We start from the raw sequence: 11415 nt of genomic DNA on the forward strand, positions 1-11415 counted from the left end.
CTCCGTGCGCGAACTGTTCACGAGAACGGGTCGGGGGCGAGGCGATGGCGGGCGAGGACGATGAGTCCGGCGAGCACCGCGAGCCCGGCCGCCGTCAGGAGCGGATTGCCGGGAAGGCTGCCCTGATCGAGGACGACCACGATGATCCACATCGCGACGGTTGCCACCATCACGACCGCAGCCCGGACGAGCCACAGCCGCGCGACGTCGCGACCGACGACGGCCCCGATCGGTGTCACGGCCATCATCGCGATGGTGGAGTGGAACACGAACAGGAACATCGCCGCGAGGAGCGACCACGCGGTGCTCACATCGTCGACGGTCGCGATCCACTGCCAGACGATCAGCACTTCGGTGATGAGTGCCGTGTGTTCGTCGGCGCGCACGGTCGCGAGGCAGGCGGTTGAGATGATCAGCACGAGAAACCCGGCGGTCTGATGACCCGCCGCGAGTGCGGACGTCGTCGACGCGCCCGCCGCCGAGGCGATCGCGACCGCGATCAACGCCCAGCGTTGCCAAGACGTGAGCGCGATCTGGTCGAGCCAGCGCTGCAGCCGTCCGTCGTTCATCGAACGACCGCCCGCGGACCGGCGGCGCGACGTGAGATGTCGCGAATGACCTGATCGAGGCTTCCAGGTCCGCGCCACCGCACGACCGGAATCCCGGCTGCCTGCACCATGCGCAGTTCCTGGCGCCGCTCGAGGAGCCTGATGCGCCAGGCGAGTGCGGTGTACGCATCCTCGTCGGCGGTGATGTGATCGGGGAGGGTGTCGATGACGATGACCGGCACGCCGTGGCGGCCGAGTGAGACGGCGGAGTCGAGCGCGTCGGGAGCGATGAGCGGCGACAACATCACCGTCAGCTGCTGGCCCACGACGCCGCGCGGGTCGTGGGCGGGGACGCCGGTCCTCCACTCGCTCGACGGTCGAACACCCGCCAGCGTGTCGAGAATCCGTCGGACCTGGGCCCGACCGGTGGCTGGCGGCACGATGTGCGGCCGTTCGGAGCCGAAGGTGCGCAACGACACGCGCTCGCCCCGCGGTGCGTAGTGTTCGGCGATCGCTCCGGCGGCGCGCACGCTCGCATCGAGGCTGGAGGACAACCCCTCGAACCCTTCGCTCACACCGAAGTCGTCCGACGCGTCGATGACGAGCGCGACGTGAGTGTCGAGATCGGCGAACGTCGCGTTGACCTGGAGCTCGCCGGCGCGTTGCGAACGGACCCAGTTGATCCGACGCATCCGATCGCCCATGCGGAACGAACGGATGCCGGCGAACTCATTGCCCTCGCCGGGACGTGCCGAGCGATGCAGGCCGATGAGCCCATCGCTCGGTCGAGCCCACGCGTCGGTGTCGAAGACGGTCGGAACCGGGTGCGTCGTCAGCGGGTGGCGAGCCGTTGTCGTGGACCATCGAAACGCTCCGAACGGTGTGGTGGCCGTCACCCACACGGGTTCGAGGCGCCGGACACCCCACCGCGTCGACCGGACCTCCACCTCGACCGTCGCCCGGCCGTTGGTGGCTTGCGACACCGCCACACCGGATGCGGGACGCCGGTCGAACCACGGGGCGTCGCCCATCGAGGCGACCACGAGGTCGAGGTGCTCGTTGCCCGAGAGGGTGCCTCGCCACCGGGTGGCGTCACCCTCGCGGATCGTCGGGTGCGTCAATCCTTCCTCGATCGACAGGTCGCCGGTCGGTTTCGTGAGCAACGACCACACGGTGACGACCGCCATCGGTGCAGCCAGGACCAGGAGGTCCGGTCGGCGCCAGACGACCGCGATCGCGATCAGGACGACCGCCGCGACCGCGGCGCGCATGAAGGCGACCGTCGGACGCCAGGTCACGGTTGGACCGGCGTCGCCTCGAGTCCGGTCGGTGTCGGCACCTTTCCGACGACCGCGGCGACGACGGTGCTGCCGGTGACCTTGCTCATCCACATCTCCGGTTTGACCGTGATGCGGTGCGCGAGCACCGGCTCGGCAACCGCCTTGACGTCCTCGGGGGTCACGTAGTCGCGACCGGCGATGATCGCGAACGCCCGGGATGCCAGGAGCAGACCGAGCGCACCTCGTGGAGACGCGCCCATCAGTACGTGCGGGTGTTCGCGGGTCGCGGCCGTCAACGCGACGCAGTAGCGACCCACGTCCTCGTCGACCGCCACTCGTTCCACGGCGGCCTGCATCGCGATCAGCGTCGCGGGATCGGTGATCTGGCGCAGGTCCTGTTCCTCGTGCTGGCGCGCCATCCGCCGCTGGAGCACACCCCATTCGTCGTCGGCCGATGGGTAGCCGAAGCTGGTGCGCATCATGAAGCGGTCGAGCTGGGCCTCGGGGAGCGGGTAGGTCCCCTCGTACTCGACCGGGTTCGCCGTCGCGAGCACGTGGAACGGCGCGTCGAGCTTGAAGGTCTCTCCCTCGATCGTGACCTGGCGTTCCTGCATCGCCTCGAGCAGAGCGGATTGGGTGCGTGGAGGCGTGCGGTTGATCTCGTCGGCGAGCAGGAGGCCGGTGAAGAGCGGACCGCGCCGGAACGTGAACTCGCTGGAACGCTGGTCGTAGACGAACGAGCCGGTGAGGTCGGCCGGGAGGAGATCGGGCGTGAACTGGGCCCGGGAGAACGCGAGCCCGAGCGTCTGGGCGAACGACCGAGCCGCCAGCGTCTTTCCCAGACCCGGAAAGTCCTCGAGCAGCACGTGACCGCCGGCGAGGATCGCGGCGAGGACCAGGGTGAGTGGTTCGCGTTTTCCGACGACCGCGACCTCGACCTCGTCGAGCACGGCCGCGGAGAGCCTCGAGACGTCGTTCAGTTCCATGTGCTTCATGTGGGCGAGATCATCTCCTGGTCGATGGTCAGAGTTGTTCGATCAGCGTCACGATGCGGTCGAGTGAGCGCGGTCGGGCGAGCTGTTTCACGGTGCGTTCGTCCTCGACGAACCGTGTGAGTTCGGGCCCGAGAACCTGGCTCGCGGCCGCCGGGTCGCTGAGGCGGTCGATCTCGTGGACGGCGAGCAGCTGGTCGTCGATGAGTTCGACGAGGGACGCGCGGAGGAGTTCGAACGAGTCATCGCTCGAGCGGCCGTAGGCCAGTCCGCTGCGGAGTCTCGCCACCCGCCGGTCGGCGCTCACCGTCGGTGGCGGAGCCACGGCGGTCGGAAACCCGTCAGAACCGACGGCCACGATCGACAGGTCGAGGACGAACCAGATGCCGACGCCGATCACCGCCACGAGGGCGGTGACGAGGAGGATGCTCGGACCCATTCCGAGCAGGAACATCACGACGACGACGGCGATCGCGGCACCCGCGATCGCCATGGCGGGCTGGGCCCACGGCCTCACGTCGAAGCCCCGGTCGCATCGACGGGTCCCACCACGGAACGATCCTGTCGACCGAGACCCGCATGGACGGCGTCGAGGGCGTGGATGGCACGGTCACGGGTGGATTCGTCCATGTCGTGGGTCGAGAACCGAGCCTCGCGGTAGAGAGCGGCGAGATCGGTGAGCGCGCTCTGATCGATCGAGAATCGTGCGAGCACGCGTGCGGTCAGTTCTGCCGACGTGTCGGCCGGGTTCCGTGCCACCCCGGCGTCGTACACGGCGGCTTCGAGCCGGAGCCAACACTCGACGATCGCGTTGCGCGGAGCCCCGCGACGGAGTGCTGCTCGCTGTTCGGCCGCGTCGTCGGCGATCGCGGCGGCCACTTCGTCGAGCACGTCGAAGTCGGGTGGGGGCGATCGGCGCCGCCAACGAAGTTTCGGGCGATTCCTCCACGCGTGAACAGCGAGGAGCGCGAGCAGAGCGACGAGCCCGCCGATGAGGACCAACCGGAGGATGAGTGTGATGAACCCGGGGATCTCTATCGGCTCGTCCTCGCTCCACTCGTCGGCCACGACGATGGGTTCGGGACCGTTGGTGACCGTCCGCGCGGCAGGCGGATCGCTGGAGAAACTCGGTGCGCTGTCGAAGTACTCGACGTCACCGCGTGTCGCCACCGCAGCGAACAGGACGGCGATCAGCGTGCCGGCGAGCACGATCGTCCCCAGCCGCCGGTCCACCGTCGCAGAGTACAGGGTGCCCCTCGAAGCTCACAGTGTCGGCTTCAGGGACACGCACACTCCGAGCGCGACCGAGCAGGTACTCGCCGCCCATGGCCACCGCGTACCCGATTCCGAGGGTCGCAGCACCCAGCGCGGCGTCGAGCCAGAAGTGGTTCGCCGTGATCACGATGGCGACGAACGTGACGATGGGGTACGCGACGAGGAGCGCCCGTCCGACACGGTTCGTGATGCGGGGGACGAGCAGGAGGGCGCACCACAGCGCCCAAGCCATGTGGAGGCTCGGGACCGCCGCGTACTGGTTCGAAACCGACTCCATCGCACCGGAGTCGAACGACCACAGACCGCCGAACTCGGCGACCGTGTCGACCATCGCCGGCCCGGCGCATGCACCGTAGGGTCCGCAATCCGCCAACAGTCGAGGCGGCATCACCGGGAACATGCTGAATCCGACGATGGCGAGCCCCGTCGTCACGGCGAGCGTGTTGCGCCACCGTCGGTACGCACTCGGCGCGCGGAGGAAGGCCCACACGAGGGCGCCGATCGTGACGACGAAGTGCAGCGAGCCGTAGAAGACGTTGAGTGCCCAGATGAACCACTCCGCGTCGATCACGAGGCGTTGGAGGCTCTGCTCGAAGAACAAGCCGATCGATCGCTCGATGTCGATGATCACGTGAGCATTCGCCAGTGCACGCGCCGGATCGACCGCTGCTGACCCGAAGGAGTTCCGGACCGCCGAATACACGGCGTAGAACGCAACGATCAACGTCACCTCGCGCCCGATCCGCACGACGAGCGGTCGATCCGGTCGAGGCGGCGGGTGCGATGTCGTCGACACGCGGTCAACGTACGGGCCCAACCTGGGAAACGACTCAGAGTGTCCTGGGGTTCACCGCAGGGAGCCGCGGGCGAGGGGCTAGCGTGCAATGAGCAGTCCGAGTCGATGGAACGGCCATCGGGACGACAGCGCGATCGGAGAAACGATGAGCACGGCACTGATGGTCTGGATCGACCAGGACCTCTGCACGGGTGACGGCATCTGTTCGGAGATCTGCCCCGACGTCTTCCAGGAGCGCGACGACGGTCTGTGGGTCGTGAAGGAGGAAGCGTCGCACTTCGGGACGAGCATCGTCTTCGATGGAGGGTCCGGCGACGGTCACGGGCCGGACATGGGCAACGGAGTCGCACGCATTCCCGACGGGTTGATCGATGACGCCGTCGAGGCCGCAGAAGAATGCCCGGGCGAGTGCATCATGATCGAGCCGTACGCCCAGGAAACCATCGACGCTCGAGGCGTGTGAGCCTGGTCGGGTCGAACATCGCCCGCAGGATCCCGATCTCGGACATCGTCGCATCGAACTGATTCCGTGTTGCACCGGGCCTGGGCTGGTGGCAGCCCTGTTGAAACGGAGCACCACATTCGAGTAGCAAACAGGCGGGCGGCGGTCCGCTGCTCCGGCACGACGATGGGGGAACTCCGATGACGGTGATCGAAGCGCAGGGTCTCACGAAGAAGTGGGGTGACTTCGCCGCGGTCGACGACTTGGATCTCGCCGTCGGCGAAGGTGAGTGTTACGCGTTCCTCGGACGCAACGGCGCGGGGAAGTCCACGACCGCACGGATGTTCCTCGACTTCCTCCGGCCCACCTCGGGGTCCGTGAAGGTCCTCGGTGGGTCGGGTGCGGACCCGGAGGTGCGCTCCCGGATCGGATATCTGCCCGGCGACCTCAACCTGCCTCCGACGATGACCGGGATCGAGGCGGTCCACTACTTCGGTTCGATCGGACACGAGCCCGACACGGCCAAGGTGCAGGCGCTGATGGATCGCCTCGGTCTGACCGCTGATCGACCGTTCCACCAGCTGTCGACCGGGAGTCGCCGCAAGGTCGGCCTGGTGCTCGCATTCATGAACGATCCCGACCTGCTGATCCTCGACGAGCCCACCAGCGGACTCGACCCCGTGTTGCAGGACACCTTCCGCGACATGGTCATCGAACACAAGCAGCGGGGCGCCACCGTGTGGTTGACGTCGCACGTGATGTCCGACGTCGACCGGGTCGCCGACCGGGTCGGCCTGATCGACCAGGGGAAGCTCGCTCAGCAGCTGTCGATGGACGAACTCCGCACGAAGAGCACCGGCAACATCACGCTCACCTTCCCCGATGCGCCGGACGTTTCATCCTTCGACGGGGTCGAGGGCGTGTCGAACGTGCAGGTCGCCGACAGGCAGCTGTCGATCCATGTCGACGGCCCCGTCACCGCGGTGCTCGCCCGCGCCGCCGAGTTGGGTGCGGTCGACATCCAGACCGAGAAGAACGACCTCGAGGACATCTTCCTCGACACGTACTCCCACGAGGCCGGCCGATGAGCGGAGCATTCGAGATCTACCGTCGATGGCTGCGCGACCGTCGCCGTTCCACGATCGTGTGGAGCGTCTCGATCGCCGCCGTGAGCGTGGTCACGGCAGCGTTCTTCTCGAGCCTCGGGCAGAGCCTCGGTGAGAACGCGGAGTCGGGAAGCACGACGTCGTCGATGCTCGGGCTGAGCGACGGCATCGACCCGCAGACGCCGACCGGGTTCCTGTGGGCGGCCAACTACTCGAACCAGCTTCCGTGGTTGATGATGGCACTGGCGATCGCGCTCGGTACCGCGGCGATCGCCGGTGACGAGGCCGACGGCACGCTCGAGTACGTGTTGTCCAAGCCGGTCACGCGCAGCGCCATCGCGATGGCGCGCGCCGCCGGGATGGTCACGATCCTGTTCATCTCCGCGATCGTCAACCTCGTTGCCGTCGCCATCACGGCTCCGTTGTTCGACCTGTACGACTCCGTCACGATCACCGGTGCGGACGGGAGCACGTCGACCGCCTCGGGACTCACCTTCGGCCAGCTCGTCGTCGGTGGACTCGCAGCGTTCGCCGTGGCGCTCGGTTCGGGAGCGATCGCGTACCTCCTCGGTGCGGCATCGGGCCGCAAGGGATGGGCGATGGGCGGGGCCTCGGGATTCGCGGTCGCCGGGTACGTGCTCTACACACTCTCCAACGTGACGGGCGACCTCGAGTTCCTCACCTGGATCTCACCGTGGCGCTGGTTCATCGACGACGCGATGATGGTCAACGGGCTGACCTGGGACATCCTCTGGCCGTTCGCCCTCACCGTCGTTGCCGTCGTTGCCGGCTGGCAGCTCTTCCTCCGCCGCGACCTCCAGAACTAGGACGGCCCCGACCGTTCTCGTGATTCGGTCCAGCGGCTCCGTGCGCGAACCGCTCAGGAGGGCGGGAGGGTCGGGAGCACGACCGTGAAGGTGGAACCGGTGCCGAGTTCGGACTCGGCGGTGATCGTTCCGCCGTGGGCTTCCACGATCGCGGCCACGATGGAGAGACCGAGGCCCGAGCCGCGCGCGCTGGTCGCGCGGGGGCCCTCGGCGCGGAAGAAGCGGTCGAACACACTGGCGGCAACCTCGGTGCTCATGCCCGGTCCATCGTCGGCGACGGTGATGGTGACGACGCCGTTCTGTGCGGTGACCGCGACGTCGACGTTGGAACCCGGAGCGTGGACCGCAGTGTTGGCGACGAGGTTGACGAACACCTGCTGCAGGGCGTCGCGATCGCCGCTGACGCGCTCCTCGTCCGCGCTGGACACATAGCTCAAGGCGTGAGCCGGGTCGATCGCCTGGGCATCGGTCACGACGTCGGCGACGAGGGATCCGATCTCGACCGGATGGAACTCGAGGCCGCGGCCCTGATCCAGTCGGGCGAGGGCGAGGAGGTCGTTGACCAATCGACCCATCCGGTTCGCTTCGCTGTTGATCCGAGTCATCTGCTTGTGAACGGACTCGGAGTCGGTCGCGGCACCCGAGAGATAGACCTCCGAGTATCCGGCGATCGTGGTCAGGGGTGTGCGGAGTTCGTGCGATGCATCGGCCGCGAACTGCTTGACGCGGTCCTCGGCCCGTTGGCGTTCCTCGAACGACGCCTGAAGACGATCGAGCATGGTGTTCAGTGAACTGGTGAGCCGTGCGATGTCGGGATCCGGTGTCGTCTGTACCGCGCGCCGGTCCATGTCGCCGTCGGCGATCGCCTCGGCCGTGTCGACCAACTCGTCGTAGGGGCGCAGGCTGGCGCGGAGCAGCAGCCAGAAGATCGCCCCGAGTACCACCATCATGGACACGAGGGTGATGAACAACGTGCGACCGAGCACCCGCAGGGTCTCGTTGACCTCGTCGAGTGGCGCTGAGACCGCGAGATGACTGCCATTGTCGAGCCGGTCGACCGCCACCCGATACTTCGGTCCGTCGTCGGTTCCGTCGACCGTGAAGGTCGTGCCGCTCCGGTCGATGATCCGGCTCGGTGGGAGGTCGGGCGGGGGCTCCGGATCGGTGATCGGTCCGGCGGGCAGGTCGATCACGATCTGGCCGAACTCGTCCACGACGGTGATCGCCAGGGGACTGTTCCTGACGTCGATCTCGTCCAGCGCATCAGGGGTGAACGAGTTGAGGACCTGCGCGTTGAGCTCGAGTTGGTTCGCGAGGTTGTCGTCGATGTTGTCGAGCAACTGGTTGCGAGTGCTGGTGATCGCGAAGGCGGACCCGATCACGAAGACCGCGACGAGCGCTCCGAAGACGAGCGCCAGAGCGCGGCGACGGGTCACCTCAGTCTCCCGTGCGGATCGTGTAGCCGACTCCGCGCACGGTCTGGATCAGTTTCGGATCGACACGGTCGATCTTCTTGCGGAGGTAGCTGATGTACGTCTCGACCGAGCTGGCGTCGCCTCCGAAGTCGTACTGCCAGACGTGGTCGAGGATCTGCGACTTCGACAGCACACGTTCGGCGTTCATGAGGAGATACCTCAGCAGCTTCCACTCGGTCGGTGACAGTTCGACGAGCTCACCGTCCCGGGTGGCACGGTGGGTGTCGTCGTCCATGACGAGGTCCGCGTATCGGTGAACCGTGGCGTCGTCAGCCGGAGCCGTCCCACTGCGGCGCAGGACCGCCTGGATACGCGCCACGACTTCTTCGAGGCTGAACGGCTTGGTCATGTAGTCGTCGCCGCCCTTGGTGAACCCGGACAGCATGTCCTCCTTGGTGTCCTTGGCCGTCAGGAAGATGACGGGTGTCAGGTCGCCGTCGGAGCGGAGGCGTCGACACACCTCGAATCCGTCGATGTCGGCCATGTTGACGTCGAGCATGATCAGGTCCGGACCGAAGCTCTGAACTGCTGAGAGGGCCTCGAGTCCGGCGCCGGCGGTCGCGACCTCGAAGCCCTGGAATCGGAGCGATGTGGACAGCAGGTCGGTGATGTACTCCTCGTCGTCGACGACGAGAATCTTGCGACTCGGAACGGATTCGCGTGCGGCCATGACCGCGATCCAATCACATCGGTCTCAGAGTTTCCTGAGAATCAGCTGAGCGTCGTCCCCGAGGTCGGTCAGAGCGTTCCCAGACGACTTCGGGCTCGTTCTCAGGAATTCTTGAGGTCGATGGCGCTGAATGGGTGTCGCATCCGGGAACCCTCCCGCGATCTCCACCCCCACGCTTCCAAGGAGCCTCGATGTCCACCTTCTTCTACAAGCTGGGACGGTTCGCCGTCCGGCATCGCAAGGCGATGCTGCTCGGATGGCTCGGCGTCTTCGTCGCCATCGCAGTCGGCTCTCAGGTCGCCAACACCGAGACCAGCGATTCATTCACGATCCCTGGCACCGAGTCGCAGGAGGCGTTCGACCTCCTCGATGAGCGTTTCCCCGCTCAATCGGGCACGTCGGGACAGATCGTGTTCGCCACCGAGGACGGTTCGCCCTTGACCGACTCCGCGGACGCGGTCAACGCATCGTTGGCCGAGGTCGGGGAACTCGACGGCGTCATCCTGGTGACGAACCCGTTCGAGACCGGCACGATCAGCCAGGACGGGTCGATCGGCTACGCCGACGTCCGCTACAGCCTCGAGACCACCGACGTGGGACTCGACGGCGTCGAGCTGCTCGAGGAGACCGGCGCGATCGCCGAGTCCGCCGGGGTCCAGGTGGAGTTCGGCGGCGAGGTCATCCAAGGCAACCATGAGCAGCATCCTCCGACGTCGGAGTTGATCGGCATGGCCGTCGCCGTCGTCGTGCTGCTGTTCGCGTTCGGTTCCGTGCTCGCCATGGGGCTGCCCCTGTTCACCGCGATCGTGGGTCTCGGGATCGGTCTGACGAGCATCACACTCGCCTCGGCGTTCATCGACCTGTCGTCGACGGCACCCACCCTGGCGACGATGATCGGCCTCGCCGTCGGTATCGACTACGCCCTCTTCATCGTCACCCGTCACCGCCAGAATCTGTCGGAGGGTCTCAGCGTCGAAGAGTCCGCCGCTCGTGCGAACGCCACCGCCGGCTCCGCCGTCGTGTTCGCAGGCGGCACGGTGGTGATCGCCATCTCCGGGCTCGCCGTGGTCGGCATTCCGTTCCTCACGGCGATGGGTTTCGCGACCGCGTTCACCGTGTTGGTCGCCGTCCTGGTTGCCGTTTCGCTGCTTCCCGCGATGCTCGGCTTCTGCGGAACGAACATCGACCGCTGGAAGGCGCCGTTCACGAAGACCCGCACCAGAGCGGTCGACAAGGAGACCCTGGGACACAAGTGGGCCGAAGCGGTCACCAAGCGTCCCGCGGTGTCGCTCGTCGGGGCCCTGTTGGTCATGGGTGCACTCGCACTGCCGATGCTCGACATGCGGCTCGGGATGACCGACGCGGGCACGGCACCCGAATCGACGACCGAGCGCCAGGCGTACGACCTGCTCGGCGAAGGATTCGGCGACGGGTTCAACGGTCCACTCACCGTCGTGGTCGACGCGGCAGGCTCGGACGACCCCGAGCAGGTCGTCATGGCATACAGCGACGCGATCGGTGCCGATCCGGACATCGTCCAGGTCAGCCCGGCGAACTTCAACGAGGCGGGCGACACGGCCGTGTTCTCGGCCATCCCGACCACCGGTCCGGCCGAAGCCGCGACCGACGACCTGGTCCATCACCTTCGTGACGACGTCTTTCCTTCCATCGAGGCCGACACCGGCACGCAGATCTCGCTCACCGGATCGACGGCCTCCAACATCGATGTGAGTGAGAAGTTGGCCGATGCGCTGCCCGTGTTCATGATCGTCGTGCTCGGACTCACGTTCCTCCTCCTGATGGTCGCCTTCCGGTCGATCCTCGTCCCGCTGAAGGCGTCGCTGGCGATCCTGCTCAGCATCGTGTCGAGCTTCGGCGTGGTCGTGGCGGTCTTCCAGTGGGGCTGGATGAAGGACTTGATCGGGCTCGACACCACGGTGCCGATCATCAGCTTCATGCCGATCATGCTCTTCGCCATCCTGTTCGGGCTGTCGATGGACTACG

General features: G+C 66.8%; 12 protein-coding genes. 4 read left to right on the forward strand and 8 right to left on the reverse strand.

Annotation, left to right across the window (positions count from 1 at the left end):
• Positions 1 to 17: 17 nt before the first annotated feature.
• Genes ON45_RS17625 through ON45_RS17650 form a run of 6 tightly spaced genes read right to left on the reverse strand, consistent with a single transcriptional unit; the run spans position 18 to position 4891 of the window.
• A complete protein-coding gene (locus ON45_RS17625) occupies positions 18 to 569 on the reverse strand; it encodes a hypothetical protein (RefSeq protein ID WP_040495607.1) in 552 nt (183 codons plus the stop codon).
• Entirely contained in the window at positions 566 to 1846 is a 1281-nt protein-coding gene (locus ON45_RS17630) for a DUF58 domain-containing protein (protein WP_040495609.1), read from the reverse strand. Before ON45_RS17630 ends, ON45_RS17625 begins: the two co-directional genes overlap by 4 nt.
• Positions 1843 to 2823 carry an AAA family ATPase gene (locus ON45_RS17635; protein WP_040495611.1) on the reverse strand — a complete coding sequence of 327 codons (981 nt, stop codon included), beginning with the start codon at positions 2821 to 2823 and terminating at the stop codon, positions 1843 to 1845. The genes ON45_RS17630 and ON45_RS17635 overlap by 4 nt, the downstream gene beginning before the upstream one ends.
• A gap of 28 nt (positions 2824 to 2851) precedes the next feature.
• The gene (locus tag ON45_RS17640) at positions 2852 to 3313 is read right to left on the reverse strand and encodes a hypothetical protein (protein WP_040495613.1); all 462 of its coding nucleotides are present in this window, start codon (positions 3311 to 3313) and stop codon (positions 2852 to 2854) included.
• A 20-nt stretch (positions 3314 to 3333) separates the two neighbouring features.
• Positions 3334 to 4053 (reverse strand): DUF4129 domain-containing protein, encoded by a 720-nt coding sequence (locus ON45_RS21820; RefSeq protein WP_051063312.1) that lies wholly within the window; start codon positions 4051 to 4053, stop codon positions 3334 to 3336.
• Positions 3974 to 4891, reverse strand: coding sequence for a phosphatase PAP2 family protein (locus ON45_RS17650; protein ID WP_051063313.1), 918 nt, complete (start codon positions 4889 to 4891; stop codon positions 3974 to 3976). The genes ON45_RS21820 and ON45_RS17650 overlap by 80 nt, the downstream gene beginning before the upstream one ends.
• 157 nt (positions 4892 to 5048) lie before the next feature.
• On the opposite strand from ON45_RS17650, the gene ON45_RS17655 reads away from it, so the two are divergent.
• From ON45_RS17655 to ON45_RS17665, 3 genes are all read left to right on the forward strand, one after another.
• Positions 5049 to 5354 carry a ferredoxin gene (locus ON45_RS17655; RefSeq protein ID WP_051063314.1) on the forward strand — a complete coding sequence of 102 codons (306 nt, stop codon included), beginning with the start codon at positions 5049 to 5051 and terminating at the stop codon, positions 5352 to 5354.
• Between the two features lie 179 nt (positions 5355 to 5533).
• A complete protein-coding gene (locus ON45_RS17660; protein WP_040495615.1) occupies positions 5534 to 6421 on the forward strand; it encodes an ABC transporter ATP-binding protein in 888 nt (295 codons plus the stop codon).
• Positions 6418 to 7266, forward strand: a complete 849-nt coding sequence (locus ON45_RS17665; RefSeq protein WP_040495617.1) for an ABC transporter permease — start codon at positions 6418 to 6420, stop codon at positions 7264 to 7266. The genes ON45_RS17660 and ON45_RS17665 overlap by 4 nt, the downstream gene beginning before the upstream one ends.
• A gap of 53 nt (positions 7267 to 7319) precedes the next feature.
• Here the strand turns inward: ON45_RS17665 and ON45_RS17670 are convergent, their stop codons facing one another.
• Positions 7320 to 8702, reverse strand: a complete 1383-nt coding sequence (locus ON45_RS17670) for a sensor histidine kinase (RefSeq protein WP_040495618.1) — start codon at positions 8700 to 8702, stop codon at positions 7320 to 7322.
• A 1-nt stretch (position 8703) separates the two neighbouring features.
• A complete protein-coding gene (locus tag ON45_RS17675) occupies positions 8704 to 9411 on the reverse strand; it encodes a response regulator transcription factor (RefSeq protein WP_040495619.1) in 708 nt (235 codons plus the stop codon).
• A gap of 191 nt (positions 9412 to 9602) precedes the next feature.
• On the opposite strand from ON45_RS17675, the gene ON45_RS17680 reads away from it, so the two are divergent.
• Positions 9603 to 11415 (forward strand): MMPL family transporter (locus ON45_RS17680; RefSeq protein WP_040495620.1); only part of this gene is annotated, 1813 nt, incomplete at its 3' end.

This window comes from Ilumatobacter nonamiensis YM16-303 (assembly GCF_000350145.1).
GTDB classification, from domain to species: domain Bacteria; phylum Actinomycetota; class Acidimicrobiia; order Acidimicrobiales; family Ilumatobacteraceae; genus Ilumatobacter_A; species Ilumatobacter_A nonamiensis.